Source organism: Streptomyces inhibens, assembly GCF_022221585.1.
Lineage (GTDB): Bacteria > Actinomycetota > Actinomycetes > Streptomycetales > Streptomycetaceae > Streptomyces > Streptomyces inhibens.
Genome location: NZ_CP084681.1, coordinates 5,053,110 through 5,070,246, shown reverse-complemented (window position 1 = coordinate 5,070,246; position 17,137 = coordinate 5,053,110). Strand labels below are relative to the sequence as shown.

Sequence of the window (17,137 nt, the reverse complement as noted above, 5' to 3'; positions counted from 1 at the left end):
AGCCGCAGCTCGAAAGGATTTTGAACCACCATGGCCGACGAGAACCCCCCTGTGACCCCGGACGGCGTGACCGCCGAGGGCGCGCCCGCCACCATCGAAGGCGTCGGTATGCGCGTCGAGCCCGTCGGGCTCGAAACGGAGATGCAGCGCTCCTACCTCGACTACGCGATGTCCGTCATCGTCTCGCGTGCGCTGCCGGACGTACGGGACGGCCTCAAGCCCGTCCACCGCCGGGTGCTGTACGCGATGTACGACGGCGGCTACCGCCCCGAGAAGGGCTTCTACAAGTGCGCCCGCGTCGTCGGCGACGTCATGGGTACGTACCACCCGCACGGCGACTCCTCGATCTACGACGCGCTGGTCCGTCTCGCGCAGCCGTGGTCGATGCGGATGCCGCTGGTCGACTCCAACGGCAACTTCGGCTCTCCGGGCAACGACCCGGCCGCGGCCATGCGGTACACCGAGTGCAAGATGAAGTCGCTGTCCATGGAGATGCTCCGGGACATCGACGAGGAGACCGTCGACTTCCAGGACAACTACGACGGCCGTAACCAGGAGCCGACGGTCCTGCCGTCCCGCTTCCCCAACCTCCTGATCAACGGCTCGGCCGGTATCGCGGTCGGTATGGCCACCAACATCCCGCCGCACAACCTGCGCGAGGTCGCCGCCGGCGCCCAGTGGGCGCTGGAGCACCCGGAGGCCTCCCACGAGGAGCTGCTGGACGCGCTGATCGAGCGCATCAAGGGCCCGGACTTCCCCACCGGCGCGCTGGTGGTGGGCCGCAAGGGCATCGAGGAGGCCTACCGCACCGGCCGTGGCTCGATCACGATGCGCGCGGTGGTGGCCGTCGAGGAGATCCAGAACCGCCAGTGCCTGGTGGTCACCGAGCTGCCCTACCAGGTCAACCCGGACAACCTCGCGCAGAAGATCGCCGACCTGGTGAAGGACGGCAAGGTCGGCGGCATCGCGGACGTCCGCGACGAGACCTCCTCGCGTACGGGCCAGCGCCTGGTCATCGTCCTCAAGCGGGACGCGGTCGCCAAGGTCGTCCTCAACAACCTCTACAAGCACACCGATCTGCAGACCAACTTCGGTGCGAACATGCTCGCGCTGGTCGACGGGGTGCCGCGCACGCTCTCGCTGGACGCGTTCATCCGCAACTGGGTGACCCACCAGGTCGAGGTCATCGTCCGCCGTACGAAGTTCCGGCTGCGCAAGGCCGAGGAGCGGGCGCACATCCTGCGCGGTCTGCTCAAGGCGCTGGACGCCATCGACGAGGTCATCGCGCTGATCCGGCGCAGTGAGACCGTCGAGGTGGCGCGCGAGGGTCTGATGGGCCTGCTGACCATCGACGAGATCCAGGCGAACGCGATCCTGGAGATGCAGCTGCGCCGGCTGGCCGCCCTGGAGCGCCAGAAGATCACCGCCGAGCACGACGAGCTGCAGCGCAAGATCAGCGAATACAACGCGATCCTGGCCTCCCCGGAGCGCCAGCGCCAGATCATCAGCGAGGAACTCGCCGCGATCGTCGAGAAGTTCGGCGACGACCGGCGCTCCAAGCTGGTGCCCTTCGAGGGCGACATGTCCATCGAGGACCTGATCGCCGAGGAGGACATCGTCGTCACGATCTCCCGTGGCGGCTATGTGAAGCGGACCAAGACCGACGACTACCGCTCGCAGAAGCGTGGCGGCAAGGGCGTCCGGGGCACGAAGCTCAAGGAAGACGACATCGTCGACCACTTCTTCGTCTCCACCACCCACCACTGGCTGCTGTTCTTCACGAACAAGGGCCGGGTCTACCGCGCCAAGGCCTACGAACTCCCCGACGCGGGGCGCGACGCGCGCGGCCAGCACGTGGCCAACCTCCTCGCCTTCCAGCCGGACGAGCAGATCGCGCAGATCCTGGCGATCCGCGACTACGAGGCCGCGCCGTATCTGGTGCTCGCCACCAAGGCCGGTCTGGTGAAGAAGACGCCGCTCAAGGACTACGACTCGCCCCGCTCCGGCGGTGTGATCGCGATCAACCTGCGCGAGCAGGAGGACGGCACCGACGACGAGCTGATCGGCGCGGAGCTGGTGTCGGAGACCGACGATCTGCTCCTGATCAGCAAGAAGGCCCAGTCGATCCGCTTCACGGCGACCGACGAGGCGCTGCGCCCGATGGGCCGGGCCACCTCCGGTGTGAAGGGCATGAGCTTCCGCGAGGGCGATGAGCTGCTCTCGATGAACGTGGTCCGCGCCAACACGTACGTCTTCACCGCCACCGACGGCGGGTACGCCAAGCGCACCGCGGTCGACGAGTACCGCGTCCAGGGCCGCGGCGGCCTGGGAATCAAGGCCGCCAAGATCGTGGAGGACCGGGGTTCCCTGGTCGGGGCGCTGGTCGTCGAGGAGACCGATGAGATCCTCGCGATCACACTCGGCGGTGGCGTGATTCGTACGCGGGTCAACGAGGTCCGTGAGACCGGCCGTGACACCATGGGCGTTCAGCTGATCAACCTGGGCAAGCGTGATGCCGTCGTCGGCATCGCACGGAACGCCGAGGCCGGCCGGGAAGCCGAAGAGGTCGACGGGGGCGAGGCGCCCGAGGAGACCGAAGCGGCCGAGGGAACCGAGTCCGCGGCGGAGTAGCACGAGGAGTAGGTCGTGAGTGGAGCCACGGGCGCTGCGGCGGGTGGATCGGGAGCCAAGAAGGGCTCCCCGTCCGGACCCGCAACCGTGACGGAAGACAGCGCCCGTGGCTCCGCCGTTTCTGACACCGGCCCCCAAGACGAGGGCTCGCACCAGGGGGGAACCGTGACAGACACCCGTCAGCCGCAACCACAGCCACAATCTCAGGGGCAGGCCCAGCAGGCTCAGGGCGCCCGGCAGCAGCCCTACGAGCCGCCTCAGGCGTATCCCACCGGCGGCGGGCAGAGCGGCGGGCAGGCGGTGCGCCGGCCGCGTACGGGCGCGCGTACGGCCCCGCGGACGCGCAAGGCCCGGCTGCGGGTGTCGCGCGCCGATCCGTGGTCGGTGATGAAGGTCAGTTTTCTGCTCTCCATCGCGCTGGGCATCTGCACGGTCGTGGCCGTCGCGGTGCTGTGGATGGTCATGAACGCGATGGGCGTCTTCTCCACGGTCGGCGGCACGATCAGCGAGGCGACGGGCTCCAGCGACGGCGCCGGCTTCGATCTGCAGTCGTTCCTGTCGCTGCCGCGGGTGCTGCTGTTCACCTCGATCGTCGCGGTGATCGACGTGGTGCTGGCGACCGCGCTGGCCACGCTCGGCGCCTTCATCTACAACCTGTCGGCCGGCTTCGTCGGCGGCGTGGAGCTCACTCTCGCCGAAGACGAGTGAGCCCCTGGTCGGAGGGCGTTCGGGCGGTCTGCGGAACCGATTTTGGGAACGACTCTGAAGTGCGCTAATCTTTCGTTGCAGCGAGCGCGCGGCTATAGCTCAGACGGTTAGAGCGCTTCCCTGATAAGGAAGAGGCCCCAGGTTCAAGTCCTGGTAGCCGCACCGCACAGTCGGCCCGGCCGGAGATTTCTCCGGCCGGGCCGATTTGTTGTGTGCGGGCGGAAGTTGGCTCGCGGCGGGTGCCGCGGACGAGGTGTTGCCGACTGCGGGCTAGGTAACCGATCGGTATCGGCCGGTGTGTATCATCGGCCGACATAGGTCCCCTACGTCAACGAAAGACGAGGTCGCGCGGTGAAGAAGCTTCTCCTGGTCGCACTGGCCGCCATCGGCGGGCTCCTCGTGTACCGCCAGATCCAGGCGGATCGCGCCGAGCAGGATCTGTGGACGGAGGCGACCGACTCCGTGCCCGCAGGTTCGGGTGTCTGAGACCCAAAAACGCACAGCACGTTCGTATGGACCCCGATTGCCCCTGGGCGGTCGGGGTTTCGTACGTCCTGGGGCGGGCGGGGCGGCCGGCGGTGGAGGAGTCGGGGGTCGGGTCGCAGTGGCTGATTGTCGTTGCAGGACCGTGACGGCGATCCCCTTGAGTTTGCTATAGCACACCATTAGCTTGCAGTAGCAAAGTTTCTGTCTGTGATGTGACCAGCAGGGCACAAGGGGGAGCAGAACATGGCACACCGACGACGCAGAGGGGCGGTGGCGTTGCTCGGCGGGCTGTTGCTGGCCCTGACCGCCGCACCACTTCCGGCCACCGCGGCCACACCCGCCCGCACGCCGGCCGCCGACGGCACCGGCATGGTGATGGTGCTCGACTCCTCCGGCTCGATGGCCGAGGACGACGGCTCCGGCAGTACCCGCATCGCCGCCGCCCGTAAGGCCGTCGGCACGGTCGTCGACGCACTGCCCGACGGCTACCCGACCGGGCTGCGGGTCTACGGTGCCGCCAAACCCAAGGGCTGCGACGACACCCGGCTCGCGCAGCCGGTGGCCGCCCTCGACCGGGCGGGCATCAAGCGGGCCGTCGCGCGCGTCGAGCCCAAGGGCGACACCCCTATCGGGCTCTCCCTGCGCAAGGCCGTCGGCGACCTTCCGCGGCCCGCCGGCGGATCGCTCGGCAGGCGCACGATCCTGCTGATATCCGATGGCGAGGACAACTGCCAGGCGCCGCCGCCCTGCAAGGTGGCCGCCCAACTCTCCGCGTCCGGCGTCGATCTGCACATCGACGCCATCGGCTTCCAGGTGGCGGGCAAGGCCCGTGCGCAACTGGAGTGCATCGCCAAGGCCGGCAACGGGCGGTACTACGACGCACCCGACGCCAAGGCGCTCGCCCGCCAGCTCCAGCGAGCCGGCCAACTCTCCGTGGACGGCTACCGGTTCAAGGGCAAGCAGGTCCGCGGCACGGCGACCAGGAGCGGCGCGCCCGGCATCGTTCCCGGGCAGTACCTGGACTCCATCGGGCCCAACGAAGAGCGCTATTACGCCACCGACCTGGACGCCGCGTCGACGGCCGACTTCTCGGCGACCGTGGTGCCTCAGCCCGGCGCGGCCGTCGACTCCCTCGACGCGCTGCGCACCCGGATCGCATACGGCACCGACAGCGCCTGTGACTCCACCACCCAGCTGTTCGGACAGCACGAGGGCGCCACGCCGCTGACCTCGGGCGTCAGCCGTGTCCCCTCGCAGAGCGGGACCGGCGGCTGCGACAAGGCAGGGCGGTACTGGCTGGTCGTCGAGCGCAAGGCCGCCAAGGGCTCGGACGGCGCACGCTGGCCGGTGGAGCTGACGTTTCACGTGGAACATCCGCTGAAGAAGGGCGTCACGCCCGCACAGTCGGAGCCGGAGTACGGCGCGGGCGGCAAGGACGCCACGCTGCCGTCCACCGCCCCCAAGGACGTCACCGGCGGCACCGGCTTCAATGACGCCCGCACGCTGCACCCGGGCGTCTGGCGGGACAAGGTGCTGCCGGCGCAGACCCTTTGGTACAAGGTGCCGGTCGGCTGGGGGCAGCAGCTGAGGTACGACGTGGAGTTCGCCAACGAGCCGACGGTCAAGGGCCCCAGCGCGCACACGTCCTACGGCGGCACCCAGGTCTACACACCGTTCCGTGCGCCGGTCGGCAGCGGAACCGGCGAGTTCAGCCCACACGTGACCTACAACGGGCGCCTGGCATCGCTCAGCATGGGGACGGTCCCGGTCGCCTGGACCAACCGCTATGAGACGCACCCCAATGTCATCCCCGTGCACCGCAACGGCGACTTCTACATCGCGGTGACGCTGGGCGCCCGGGCCTCCGAGATCGCGGAGAATCCGCAGATCGGTGTGGTGCTGCGGGTCGCGGTGCTGGGCAAGGAGAAGTCCGGTCCGCAGGCCGGGGCGACCGTGGCCAAGGCCGGGGCGCCCCAAGGCGATTCGGGTCCCTCGGCAGACGGCACGCAGGACGGCGGTGGAGGATGGTCCACAGGCCGCGTGGTGGCGGTCGCCGTCGGCGGAGTGGGCGTACTGCTGCTGGCCGGTCTCGCCGCGGCCTACGTACGCGCGCGCAGGACGCCGCGGGCCGGCGGCGGGAATTCGGATCCGATGAGGGGTGGCTCGTGGTGACGGGGCGCACGATGAACAGAGGGACCGCGGTGCTGGCGGCGCTCGCGGCGGTGACGATCCTGCCGGGAACGGTGGGCGTGGCCTCGGCCGACGGCCTCCCCGGCTACCGGACGGCGGACGGCGCCACGACGATCAACGGCACCACCAGCGCCGCGCGCGCACCGCAGCTCAAGCCCGGACTGCACACCGACTCCATCAAGCGCGGCGAGCAGAAGTACTACGCGGTCACCCTGGACGCCAGCAGCAGCGCATACTTCTCGGCGGTCGCCGCGCCCAAGCCCGGCACCAAGGTCGAGGAGTACGGCGACAAGCTCACCCTCAACGTCGAGGACAGCAGCGGCAACACCTGCGGCGCGGAGGCGACGCCGTCCTTCCGGGGCGGCGGCATGGCGTATCCGATCGCCGACTACGCCACCCGCCGCATCGGCGCCGACCGCACGGAGTGCCAGAAGGCCGGCCCGTACTACGTGGTGATCGGCCGTCAGGGCTCGGAAACCTCCGGCCCCGACGCCTGGCCGATCGAGCTGGACTTCCTCAACGAGCCCCCGCTCAAGGGCAACACCCCCGCCCAGCCGGGCGACGGCACCTGGAGTACCGCGACGCCCGCTCCACCCACGGACCCCACCAAGCGCACCGCCAGGGGCGGCACGGGCTTCAACGACGCCGGCTCGGTCGCCTTCGGGGTCTGGAAGGACCGGATCAGGCCGGGCGAGACCCGCTTCTATCGCGTACCGGTGGACTGGGGGCAGCGGCTCAACCTGAGCGCGGAGCTGCCGAACGCCTCGTCCGGAGCCACCGACTTCGTCGCCAGGGCGCTCGGGCTGAGCGTCTACAACCCGGCGCGTGGCGCGGTCGGCGACGCCAACTTCGTCTCGTACCTCGGGAAGCCGGCCGCCGCCAGGGCGTTCACCGCGCCGGTCGACTACGGCAACCGCTTCAACCCGACCGGCTCGGTCAGCGCGATGCGGTTCGCGGGCTGGTACTACATCGAGGTCTCCCTGCACGCCGATGCCGCGCAGTACTTCCCCCAGGGCACGGACCTCACCCTGCGGGTGGACGTCCGGGGCAACCCCAAGGCCGGCCCCGGCTACACCAAGCCGACCAGCGACTTCTCCATCACGCCCGAGGACCGGGAGATGGCACGCAAGGGCCAGACCGCACAGGAGGCGGCCAAGAGCGGCACCCTGATGACGGTGGCCTACGCCGGGATCGGCACGGGTGTGGTGCTGCTGGCGGGGCTGGGGGCATGGACGCTGGTGGCGCGGCGATCGGCGGCCGGTGCGCCGCGCGGGGCGGTCGGACCCGGCGCGTCCGGTGGTCCGGGCGCTCGGCCCGTGCTGCCGACCGACCCGACCCGGTCGGTGCAACAGGGGCAGCAGAACCAGCAGTTCGGGCCGCCACCGGGCTGGTAGCGGGCGGCCTGGGCCGGTTCCGCACCGGCCCGCGGTGGCGCCTCAGGCGGAGACCAGCGCCCAGACGCCGACCGCGATGCACAGCAACGCCACGATCAGCACCGGGACCGCGACCTTCGGGGGCGGTCCCGGCTTCCTGTACGGGGCGGGATGCGCCGCGGCCGGGGCGGCGACGGCGGAGCCGACCGGCGGCTGCCCGGGGATCGGGTGCGGCCCGGCCGTGTAGGGGCGGGTCGCGGACTGCTCCGGGTGGACGGCGGCCGTGGGCTCGTACCCGGGCGCCGGGGGCGGAGGCGGCGCCGAGGGCCGGCCGGACGGTGTGGACGGGCCGGTGGGGCCGCCGTGGCCCGTGGGCACTCCGCCCGTCATCGGCGTCGGTGTCGGGGTGGGCGTCGGCGGGGTGCTCGGCTCCGGCGGCGCGAGCTGGAAGCTGCCGGTGTCCGACATGGAGCCGTGCCCGGTGACCGCGGTGCCTGCCGTCGTGCCGCCCGTCACGGGCCCGGCGTCGGCCTCCCCGGTCCGCAGCGGGCCGTCCGGCCCGAACCCGGCGGGCAGCGGCCCTATGTGGTCGAAGACCTCGACGATCTCTTCCTCGATCGTCGCCTCCGGCAGCATCTCGACCGCCGACAGAATCGCCTTGCGCGCCCCGGTGGCCGTCTTGAAGCGGGAATCCGGATCGGGGTGCACCAAGGAGGCCAGCACCTGCCACAGCGGCTCCGGCACGCCCTCGGGCGCGTTCGGGATGCCGTGCTGCGCGAAGTGCCGGATCAGCGCCTCGGCGTCCGGCTTGGTGCCGGTGATCAGGTAGAGCGCGACCAGGCCGACCGCGAACAGGTCGGCGGGGAAGTCCGGTTCGGCGCCCAGCATCTGCTCGGGCGCGAAGTAACCGGGCGTGCCCACCACATAGTTGGTCTCGGTGAGCCGCGGCTCACCCTTGCGCATCGCGATACCGAAGTCCGACAGCCGAAGATGCGGCCGGCCGGTGCCGGTGGCCTCCAGCAGGATGTTCGCCGGCTTGATGTCGCGGTGCACCACACCCTCGGCGTGCACCGCGGTCAGCCCGGCCAGCAGCTGGTCCAGCAGGGTGCACACGAACCGCGGCGGCAGCGGGCCGTAATCGCCGGTCAGATGAGCCAGCGAGCCGCCGTTCACCAGATCCATGGTGAACAGCACCTTGTCGTCGTCCGCCGCCCAGCTCGCCGGGGCCAGCACATGCGGGTGGTCGATCCGCAGTGCCTGTTCGCGGACGAAGCGCAGCAGTGTGTGCGCATCGCTCTGTTGCAGCACTTTGGCCGCGACATAGCGGCGGCGCCGGTGGTCCCAGGCGCGCCAGACCGCGCCCACACCGCCCCGTCCGATCGGGTCGATCAGCTCGTACCGACCGGCGAAGATCTCACCCATTGCGCCCCGTCCGCTTTCTGAACTCGCAACGTCCCCTGTGGCTAACTCTGGTGCGCCTCGTAGTGGGCGACCGCGTCCGCGGTACGACCGGCACCGTAGACCCGGAGGAACTCTGCCAGTTCGGGGTGAGTGGGGGCGAGGGTGTTCGCCGCATCGATGATGTCCCCGGCGTCGGAGACCGACCGCAGCAGGGACTGGATTTCGCGGACCACGCGTCGCACCGTGGTCGCCCCCGTCGACGACGTCTGCTGCGCGGTGTTGTTCAGCACCGAGCCGCCCGCCGTCTTCTTGATTTCTTCCATGCGGTCGGTGGCTTCGGCGGCGCTGACGCTGCCGTCCGCGACCTGGCTGGCCAGCTCCTGCAGCGCCTGCACCCGCTGGACCACGGCCGGGTTGCCTATCTTCGCGCGCTGCCCGCTCATCAGCTGGGACAGCATCGGGGCGGACAGACCGAGCACAGAGGCGAGCCGGGCCTGGTTGAGACCGAGATCGTCGATGAGACGGCGGAACAGCGCGCCCAGAGGTTCCCCGTACCAACTGCGCTGCAGCTCCCGGGCCCGCGCGGTGGCTTCCTGCTGTGCTGCGTCCATACCGTCTCCCCTGTCTCCCCGGTCGCTTCGCTGCCGCGAATCTCGCGAAGCATCCTACGGAGAGCGACCGGGTGCGGCGATACCCGGTCGGGAAAGCGGCCGGACACCGGGTACCCTGTTCCGCGAAGGGGCCTTAGCTCAGTTGGTAGAGCGCTGTCTTTGCATGGCAGATGTCAGGGGTTCGACTCCCCTAGGCTCCACTCCCCAAAAAGCCCTTCTGGTTGGCGTCATCGCTGGTCAGAGGGGCTTTTTCGATGCTCTGACAGGGTGTCATCACTTTTCCGGCCGGGCTCTTGTCCGCGCTGAGCGAGCGGGCCGCGCCCCCCGCCCCGCTCGCGGGGAGGTGGACACGGCCCGGTGATCTTCCGGCGGCCCGGCGTCAGGCGGTGTTGCCGCCACCCCGCTCGTCGGCCTCGGCGTCGGCCTGCTTGGCCTGGACCTCGGGGTCGAGCGCGGCGCCCTCGCTGCCGTCGACGGCGCTCAGCCGGCCGCGTTCGCCGACCTCGGTGGGGGCCGGCGGCTCGACCAGCCAGTCCGGATTGGCCTGCTTGTCCCACCACTTCCAGGCGGCGATCGCAGCGCCGGCCAGGACACCCAGCACGGTGAGGCGCTTGGCGGCCTTGCCGCACTTGGCCCGGCGCCTGTGCTTCTTCTGGAGCTTGGCGATCTCGGCGGCCGATACCTGGCCGCGGAGCGCGGCGAGCGCGGCGGTGCCGCGGGAGAGGGCTTCCTCACGCACCGGCTCGGCCGCGGCACGCGCGCTGGTCACGGCGTTCTCCAGCCGCGGTGCGGTGTACTCGGCCGCGTGGCGGGCCGCCTTGCGGGTCCGGCAGGCCGCCCGGGTCGCCGCGGCGTCCACCTTGGGCGGCAGCGTGCCACGGGCATGCTCGATACGCGGATGCAGATGCGCGTCGTACTGCGAACGGGCCTGATGGGCGGCCTCGGCCACCTTGGGCGCCAATCGCGTACGGGCCTCGTGCGTGTAGTGCACGGCGGCGTCCTTGGCCGTACCGGCATACGGAGCCACCACCTCCGCGGCGTGCCGCACGCTCTCCCTGGCCGTACCGGTCGCGGCGCGCACGCTGTCCTTGCGGGTCACGGGATCCTCCTCCTCGGTGGCGTGTCCGGGGCTCGGGGGGCTGTCCCCCATGTCTGCTGTATCGCCTGTCCACCCGTTTGAAGATCATGCCCGCTCATGAGCCGTACGGCATGTGCGAGCGGGCATCCGGGTCATTACGGACGTTCCGGGGCCCTGTGACGACGATCCCACGGATTGCGGCTTCGGGCGCTGGAAATCAGTACGAAGCTCGTTGCGGGGTGGTGGTCGGGCGACGGGGAAAATACGCGCGAAGCTCGTTGCGGGGTGGTGGTCGGGCGACGGGTGGGCCGGTCCATGCGAGGATCGGGAACCGTCAGTGAAGACTTATGGAAGGTAGATCGTGGCTGAGCAGCTCTACGCCACCCTGAAGACGAACCAGGGCGACATCGAGATTCGGCTTCTGCCGAACCATGCACCCAAGACGGTCAAGAACTTCGTCGAGCTCGCCAATGGTGAGCGGGAGTGGACCCACCCGGCGACCGGCAAGAAGTCCACGGACCGGCTGTACGACGGCACCGTCTTCCACCGGGTGATCAGCGGTTTCATGATCCAGGGCGGCGACCCGCTGGGCAACGGCACCGGCGGCCCCGGCTACGAGTTCGGGGACGAGTTCCACCCCGACCTGGCCTTCAACAAGCCGTACCTGCTGGCCATGGCCAACGCCGGCCCGGGCACCAACGGCTCGCAGTTCTTCATCACCGTCGGCGCGACCGCCTGGCTGACCGGCAAGCACACCATCTTCGGTGAGGTGAGCAACGAGGCCGGCAAGAAGGTCGTCGACGCCATCGCAGGCACCAAGACCAACCCGCGCACCGACCGTCCGGTCCAGGACGTCGTCATCGAGTCGGTCGTCATCGAGACCCGCTGAGCCGTGTCTTGTGCCCCGGCCCGGTCCGGGGAACCATTGCGCCCCGCCCGGTCGTAAATCAGGCGGGGCGCAAAGCTCGTCCAGGGGTGGTGAACCGCGCGACGGGCGGGAGGGGCGGTGTGTTCGACGCCCCGGACGGAGACGAGGACGAGGGGACCGATGGACCAGGTGCCAGGCAGCCCACAGGAGCCGCAGGACGCGCGGGGGGACGACGGCCTGCCGGGCTGCTACCGCCACCCGGACCGTCCGACCGGCATCCGTTGCACCCGCTGTGACCGGCCGATCTGCCCGGAGTGCATGGTCAGCGCCTCGGTCGGCTTCCAGTGCCCGGACTGTGTACGCGGCGGCAGCGGCACCGGCCATGCGCCGCGGGCGTCGGTGCCGCGCACGATCGCGGGCGGCACGATAGCGGCCAACCCCCGGCTGATCACGATGATCCTGATGGGGATCAATATCGCGGTCTTCATCGCGATGACGCTGGACGACGGCCGGCTGCTGGGCGACCTCGTCATGCTCGGGCGGACCCCTCCGGGGTATCTGCCCGAAGGCGTCGCCGAGGGCCAGTGGTACCGCCTGGTGACGGCGATGTTCCTGCATCAGCAGTTCGCGCACATCGCGTTCAACATGCTGTCGCTGTGGTGGCTGGGCCCGCCGCTGGAGGCGGCGCTCGGCCGGCTGCGGTTCATCGCGCTCTATCTGCTCGCCGGCCTGGGCGGCAGCGCCCTGTCGTACCTCCTCGCCGCGCCGAGCCAGCCCTCGCTGGGCGCTTCCGGTGCGATCTTCGGGCTGCTGGGCGCCACGGCGGTGCTGCTGCGGCGGCTGAATTACGACATGAAGCCGGTGCTGATCCTGCTCGGCCTCAACCTGGCGTTCACGTTCCTGTGGCCGCACATCGCCTGGCAGGCGCATGTCGGCGGCCTGATCGTGGGCGCCGCGGTGGCGTTCGGAATGGTGCATGCACCGCGCGACCGCCGGACCCTGGTGCAGGCCGCCACCTGTGCGGTGGCGCTGCTCGCGATCGCCGCGGTGGTGTGGGTACGGACCCTTCAGCTGGTGGGCTGAGGGGCCGGTCCCGTCAAGTTGTCCACAGTGCGTGGCCGATCTTGTGCATGCTGTGCGGAACTCTCGTTCCGGGCCGCCCTGACCTGCGTTTCCCCAGTAAGAACAGGGGGAGACGGAGGTCAGGAGCGGGTGCCGCCGATCACACCGGCGTCAACCTCCGGAAGGTTATCCACAGATCTTCTGAAGTTTTCCCCGGCTGTGGATAACCGTGTGGATGGCCTTGGGCAGGGCTTGCGCTACTTCCACTGTGTGGATACGCCGAAGCCCACCGCGATGAAGCCGAAGCCGCACACGATGTTCCAGTTGCCCATGGCAGCGATCGGCAGATCGCCCTCGGACACGTAGAACAGCACGATCCACACCAGCCCGATGAGGAACATCGCCAGCATCAGCGGCGCCACCCAACCGCGGCCTGAGTTCATCTTCAGGTTGGTGGTCTTCGCCGGCGGCGGCGTGAAGTCGTCCTTCTTGCGGATCCGTGACTTCGGCACGAGGAACTCTCCTGTCGATGCGCTGCTCCCCCACTCTCGACTTCGCTCGAGCGGGATGGGGTACCGCCCGCTCGAACGAGCCGAGATCGGGGGATCCCCGCCCGCGCGGGGGAGGTACGAGGTGTGCGCCGGGAAGCGGACGCGGTGGGGAGCGGATTCCTTTCCCGGGCGTCCGTTAGCGTAGTGCTTCCGCGGCGTCGTAAGGAGTAAGGGTACGTTGAGCAATTCCGCTGACTCCCCCGGCCGCCCCGTCCGGCCCCGGCTGCGGCCGGTGCGGCTGCTCACCCTGGTCGTCTTCGCGCTCGCCGGACTGCTGTTCTGGCTGAGCTTCGACACCGCGCGGGGCACCAATCTGCGCTCGGACGACTCGATGCTGCGGCTGTCCGACCTCATCCAGGAGCGCAGCCACAAAAACGGCTCCCAGGACGACCGTAACGCCACCCTGCGCGAGGAGGTCGACACGCTCGCGCAGCGCGACAACGGCAGCTCCAAGGCCGAGGACGCCAAGCTCAAGGCGTTGGAGAAGAGCGCCGGCACCAAGTCGCTCTCCGGCCAGGGCGTGACCGTCACGCTCACCGACGCCCCGCCGAACGCCACCGCCAAGATCCCCGGCGTGCCCGAGCCGCAGCCCAACGACCTGGTCATCCACCAGCAGGACCTGCAGGCCGTGGTGAACGCCCTGTGGCACGGCGGCGCCAAGGGCATCAAGGTCATGGACCAGCGGCTGATCTCCACCAGCGCGGTGCGCTGCGTCGGCAACACCCTGATCCTCCAGGGCCGGGTCTACTCCCCGCCGTACAAGGTCACCGCCGTCGGCAACCGCGAAGCCCTCAACAACGCGCTCACCGCCTCCCCCGCCATCCAGAACTATCTGCAGTACGTGAACGCCTACGGCCTGGGCTGGAAAGTCGACCAGCACGAGGCGGTGACTCTGCCCGGTTACTCCGGCACAGTGGATCTCCACTACGCACAGCCTGTGAAGCCGTAGCCCGCGCGCCGCGAGGGCGGCGGGGAGGGGCGGGGCCGAATGACGCTGCGGGGCCGGACGACGGTGCGGTGGATCGTACGAACGCTCAGCGAAATCTGCGTCACCGTCGGCGCGCTGATCGTGCTCTTCGTGATCTACGTCCTCTTCTGGACCGGCGTACGGGCCGACAGCGCCATGGACGGCGAGATCGGCAAGCTCCGGCACCAGTGGTCGACCGGGCAGCTCACCGCCCCCGACGCCAAGCCCGCCCCCGGCGACGGCGACGGCCCCAGGCCGTCCGCGCCGCCCCGCCGCTACGAGCCGGGCGCGTCCTTCGCCGTCATGTACATCCCGCGCTTCGGCGCGGACTGGGCCAAGCCCGTACTGGAAGGCACCGCGACCGACGTCCTCAAGCGCGGCCTCGGTCACTACGACCGCACCGCGCGCCTCGGCGACCTCGGCAACTTCTCCGTCGCCGGCCACCGGCGCACCTACGGCGACCCCTTCAAGGACTTCCCGCAGCTGCGCCCCGGCGACGCCGTGGTGCTGACCGACGGCACCACCTGGTTCACCTACCGCATCGACAACCGGCCCTATACGACGCTGCCCGGCGACATCGGGGTGATCGACCCCGTACCGCGAAAATCCGGCTTCAACGGCCCCGGCCGCTATCTCACGCTGACGACCTGCGAGCCGGAATGGGGCCACAGCCACCGGCTGATCGCCTGGGCACACCTGGATTCCACCCAACCCGTGGCGCAGGGAAGGCCATCGGCTTTGACCGGCTGACCCCCCTGCGCCCGCTCCCGCCCCTTACTCTGGTGTCGCAATCGACATCGTCATCGGCATCGGCAAGGGGACAGCGACAGCATGTACGGCTGGATCTGGCAGCATCTGCCGGGCAACACGTGGGTGAAGGCGCTGATTTCACTGGTGCTCGTGCTGGCGGTCGTCTTCGTACTCTTCCAGTACGTCTTTCCGTGGGCGGAGCCGCTGCTCCCCTTCAATGACGTCACTGTCGACGAAGGGATGGCAGCCGTCCGATGACTGCACGGATTCTCGTGGTCGACAACTACGACAGCTTCGTCTTCAACCTCGTCCAGTACCTCTACCAACTGGGTGCCGAATGTGAGGTGCTGCGCAACGACGAGGTCGCGCCGCGGCACGCCCAGGACGGCTTCGACGGCGTGCTGCTGTCGCCCGGACCCGGTACGCCCGAGCAGGCCGGCATCTGTGTCGAGATGGTCCGGCACTGCGCGGACACCGGTGTCCCGGTCTTCGGCGTATGCCTGGGCATGCAGTCGATGGCGGTCGCCTACGGCGGCGTGGTGGACCGCGCGCCCGAGCTGCTGCACGGCAAGACCTCGCTCGTCACCCACGAGGGCGTCGGCGTCTTCTCCGGCCTGCCGTCCCCCTTCACCGCCACCCGCTACCACTCCCTGGCCGTCGAGCCGGACACCGTCCCCGACGAACTGATCGTCACCGCTTGGACGGAGGCCCCGGACGCCCCCGGCGGGCGGATCGCCATGGGCCTGCGGCACCGCGAACTACCGGTCGAGGGCGTGCAGTTCCACCCCGAGTCGGTGCTGACGGAGTGGGGGCACCGGATGCTGGCCAACTGGCTCGTCGAGTGCGGCGACAAGGGAGCTGTGGAGCGCTCGACGGGGCTGGCTCCGGTGGTCGGCAAGGCCGGCGCGTGACCGCCCTGCGCCCCGAGCGTGAAGGGAGATCCTACGAGCCGTACGAGCCGGAGCCGCCGTACGTGCCGCAGGACCCGCACGGACCACAGGATCCGTACGGGCAGCCCGATGCGTTCGAGGCGGCAGTGGGGCAGCTCAACGACCCGCTGAACGATCCCCTGCCGGACCGGGCAGCGCCCGAGCCCGGTCCGTACCCGCAAGGGCCCCAGGCGCTTCAGGCGGGCCACGGGCGCCATGCGGCTCCGGCGCAGGGCGAGAGAACGGGCTCCCCGTGGTTCCGCCCGCATCAGGAGCCGGAACGCCCGGCCCCGGCCCCGGCCCCGGCCCCGGCCCCGGCCCCGGCCCCGGCCCGGCCGAACCAGCCGGCCCGCCCGAATCCGCAGTCGTACGGTCCCGAGCCCGCCGCCCACGACCAGGGCTATGGCTCCCGCTCCGGCTACGACCCTCACCCTGCGTCGACCGAGCCGATATCGGTGCCCTACACCGCACCGGAGGCATCGGTATCACCCGCTCCCGCGCCGACCACTGCGCCCGCCCCCGTGCCGGCCACTGCGTCCGCCGCCGCGCCATGGCGGGGCGACGACGAGACCATGGCGCTGCGGCAGGCCGAGAAGCCCGGCGGGGACGCCGTTTCACGTGAAACCGACACCGACGTTTCACGTGAAACCGAGCCCCCGGCCTCGGCTTCGGAACCCGGCGGACGAGCGGCCCGGCGCAAGGCCGCTCAGGAGGCCGCCAAGCGGGGCGGCAGGCGCGGGCGCCACAGCGGTGCGGCCGCCGCCACAGCGGCCGCTGCGACGGCCTCTGAACCGGCGACCGCCCCCACTTCACGGCTGGAGGCCCGGCGGGCCGCGCGCGCCGCCAAGGACAGCCCCAGCCTGATCGCCAGCCGCGCGCTGGGCGAGGTGTTCATCACCCTTGGCGTGCTGATGCTGCTGTTCGTCACCTACCAGCTGTGGTGGACGAATGTGATGGCCGAGCAGGAGGCCGGCGGAGCCGCCAACAACCTTCAGCACGAGTGGGACAAGGGCGGCGGGGAGAAGAAGAATCTCGCGGACGGTGAGCGCTTCGGGATCATGTATATCCCCAAGCTGGATGTGAAGGCTCCGATAGCCGAGGGCATCGACAAGCACGATGTGCTGGACCACGGCATGGTCGGTCACTACGACAAGAACAGCGGGATCAAGACGGCGATGCCCTGGGACAAGAAGGGCAACTTCGCGGTGGCGGCCCATCGCAACACCCACGGCGAGCCGTTCCGCTACATCAACAAGCTCACCAAGGGCGACAAGATCATCGTCGAGACGCAGAGCTCGTACTACACGTACGAGATGGAGAGCATCCTCCCGCAGACGTCTCCGAGCAACACCAGCGTGATCGGACCGGTGCCGCCCGGCTCGGGATTCACCGGACCCGGCCGCTACATCACCCTGACGACCTGTACCCCGGAGTTCACCAGTACCTTTCGGATGATCGTCTGGGGCAAGATGGTCGACGAGCGGCCGCGGAGCAAGGGCAAACCGGATGCGCTCGCCGGCTGAGCGAATATA

At 69.9% G+C, this 17,137-nt stretch carries 16 protein-coding genes and 2 tRNA genes; 14 read left to right on the top strand and 4 right to left on the bottom strand.

Annotation, left to right across the window (positions count from 1 at the left end; genetic code table 11):
• Positions 1-30: 30 nt before the first annotated feature.
• The 6 genes from gyrA to KI385_RS23115 all read left to right on the top strand — a co-directional run bounded on the left by gyrA (position 31) and on the right by KI385_RS23115 (position 7,409).
• A complete protein-coding gene (gene gyrA / locus KI385_RS23140) occupies positions 31-2,631 on the top strand; it encodes a DNA gyrase subunit A (RefSeq protein WP_238574068.1) in 2,601 nt (866 codons plus the stop codon).
• Between the two features lie 15 nt (positions 2,632-2,646).
• Complete coding sequence (locus KI385_RS23135; RefSeq protein WP_238574067.1) at positions 2,647-3,339, top strand: DUF3566 domain-containing protein; 693 nt, start codon at positions 2,647-2,649, stop codon at positions 3,337-3,339.
• Positions 3,340-3,427: 88 nt separating this feature from the next.
• Positions 3,428-3,501 (top strand) — tRNA-Ile (locus tag KI385_RS23130).
• 189 nt (positions 3,502-3,690) lie between these two features.
• Positions 3,691-3,825: a DLW-39 family protein gene (locus KI385_RS23125; protein WP_003958712.1), complete on the top strand. Its 135-nt coding sequence runs from the start codon at positions 3,691-3,693 to the stop codon at positions 3,823-3,825.
• Positions 3,826-4,068: 243 nt separating this feature from the next.
• Positions 4,069-5,997 (top strand): vWA domain-containing protein, encoded by a 1,929-nt coding sequence (locus KI385_RS23120; RefSeq protein WP_238574066.1) that lies wholly within the window; start codon positions 4,069-4,071, stop codon positions 5,995-5,997.
• An 11-nt stretch (positions 5,998-6,008) separates the two neighbouring features.
• Positions 6,009-7,409, top strand: a complete 1,401-nt coding sequence (locus tag KI385_RS23115; protein WP_238574065.1) for a hypothetical protein — start codon at positions 6,009-6,011, stop codon at positions 7,407-7,409.
• Between the two features lie 42 nt (positions 7,410-7,451).
• On the opposite strand, the gene KI385_RS23110 is transcribed toward KI385_RS23115, so the two are convergent.
• Together KI385_RS23110 and KI385_RS23105 are read right to left on the bottom strand one after the other, a co-directional pair.
• Positions 7,452-8,810 (bottom strand): serine/threonine-protein kinase, encoded by a 1,359-nt coding sequence (locus KI385_RS23110; RefSeq protein WP_238574064.1) that lies wholly within the window; start codon positions 8,808-8,810, stop codon positions 7,452-7,454.
• Positions 8,811-8,851: 41 nt separating this feature from the next.
• Positions 8,852-9,400 (bottom strand): helix-turn-helix domain-containing protein, encoded by a 549-nt coding sequence (locus KI385_RS23105; RefSeq protein WP_128508782.1) that lies wholly within the window; start codon positions 9,398-9,400, stop codon positions 8,852-8,854.
• Between the two features lie 127 nt (positions 9,401-9,527).
• Between KI385_RS23105 and KI385_RS23100 the strand changes: the two genes are divergently transcribed.
• A tRNA-Ala gene (locus KI385_RS23100) sits at positions 9,528-9,600 on the top strand.
• A 179-nt stretch (positions 9,601-9,779) separates the two neighbouring features.
• Here KI385_RS23100 and KI385_RS23095 read toward each other — a convergent pair.
• Positions 9,780-10,499, bottom strand: a complete 720-nt coding sequence (locus KI385_RS23095) for a DUF5324 family protein (protein WP_238577807.1) — start codon at positions 10,497-10,499, stop codon at positions 9,780-9,782.
• Positions 10,500-10,839: 340 nt separating this feature from the next.
• Here KI385_RS23095 and KI385_RS23090 point away from each other — a divergent pair, with 340 nt between their 5' ends.
• Complete coding sequence (locus KI385_RS23090) at positions 10,840-11,367, top strand: peptidylprolyl isomerase (protein ID WP_128508780.1); 528 nt, start codon at positions 10,840-10,842, stop codon at positions 11,365-11,367.
• A gap of 159 nt (positions 11,368-11,526) precedes the next feature.
• Entirely contained in the window at positions 11,527-12,429 is a 903-nt protein-coding gene (locus tag KI385_RS23085) for a rhomboid family intramembrane serine protease (protein WP_128508779.1), read from the top strand.
• Positions 12,430-12,665: 236 nt separating this feature from the next.
• Here KI385_RS23085 and crgA read toward each other — a convergent pair whose 3' ends face one another.
• Positions 12,666-12,920 (bottom strand): cell division protein CrgA, encoded by a 255-nt coding sequence (crgA, locus tag KI385_RS23080; RefSeq protein WP_128508778.1) that lies wholly within the window; start codon positions 12,918-12,920, stop codon positions 12,666-12,668.
• Positions 12,921-13,137: 217 nt separating this feature from the next.
• On the opposite strand from crgA, the gene KI385_RS23075 reads away from it, so the two are divergent.
• From KI385_RS23075 to KI385_RS23055, 5 genes are all read left to right on the top strand, one after another.
• Entirely contained in the window at positions 13,138-13,908 is a 771-nt protein-coding gene (locus KI385_RS23075) for a DUF881 domain-containing protein (RefSeq protein WP_238574063.1), read from the top strand.
• A 39-nt stretch (positions 13,909-13,947) separates the two neighbouring features.
• The gene (locus tag KI385_RS23070; RefSeq protein WP_238574062.1) at positions 13,948-14,676 is read left to right on the top strand and encodes a class E sortase; all 729 of its coding nucleotides are present in this window, start codon (positions 13,948-13,950) and stop codon (positions 14,674-14,676) included.
• Between the two features lie 81 nt (positions 14,677-14,757).
• Complete coding sequence (locus KI385_RS23065; protein WP_238574061.1) at positions 14,758-14,934, top strand: hypothetical protein; 177 nt, start codon at positions 14,758-14,760, stop codon at positions 14,932-14,934.
• Positions 14,931-15,587, top strand: coding sequence for an aminodeoxychorismate/anthranilate synthase component II (locus tag KI385_RS23060; protein WP_128508775.1), 657 nt, complete (start codon positions 14,931-14,933; stop codon positions 15,585-15,587). Before KI385_RS23065 ends, KI385_RS23060 begins: the two co-directional genes overlap by 4 nt.
• Positions 15,584-17,128: a class E sortase gene (locus KI385_RS23055; RefSeq protein WP_238574060.1), complete on the top strand. Its 1,545-nt coding sequence runs from the start codon at positions 15,584-15,586 to the stop codon at positions 17,126-17,128. Before KI385_RS23060 ends, KI385_RS23055 begins: the two co-directional genes overlap by 4 nt.
• The last annotated feature ends 9 nt before the right edge of the window (positions 17,129-17,137 follow it).

Coding starts and splice junctions, on each gene's coding strand:
- gyrA (WP_238574068.1), top strand. CDS start 31: ATGGCCGACGAGAACCCCCCTGTGACCCCGGACGGCGTGACCGCCGAG.
- KI385_RS23120 (WP_238574066.1), top strand. CDS start 4,069: ATGGCACACCGACGACGCAGAGGGGCGGTGGCGTTGCTCGGCGGGCTG.
- KI385_RS23115 (WP_238574065.1), top strand. CDS start 6,009: ATGAACAGAGGGACCGCGGTGCTGGCGGCGCTCGCGGCGGTGACGATC.
- KI385_RS23110 (WP_238574064.1), bottom strand. CDS start 8,810: ATGGGTGAGATCTTCGCCGGTCGGTACGAGCTGATCGACCCGATCGGA.
- KI385_RS23105 (WP_128508782.1), bottom strand. CDS start 9,400: ATGGACGCAGCACAGCAGGAAGCCACCGCGCGGGCCCGGGAGCTGCAG.
- KI385_RS23085 (WP_128508779.1), top strand. CDS start 11,527: ATGGACCAGGTGCCAGGCAGCCCACAGGAGCCGCAGGACGCGCGGGGG.
- KI385_RS23070 (WP_238574062.1), top strand. CDS start 13,948: ATGACGCTGCGGGGCCGGACGACGGTGCGGTGGATCGTACGAACGCTC.
- KI385_RS23065 (WP_238574061.1), top strand. CDS start 14,758: ATGTACGGCTGGATCTGGCAGCATCTGCCGGGCAACACGTGGGTGAAG.
- KI385_RS23060 (WP_128508775.1), top strand. CDS start 14,931: ATGACTGCACGGATTCTCGTGGTCGACAACTACGACAGCTTCGTCTTC.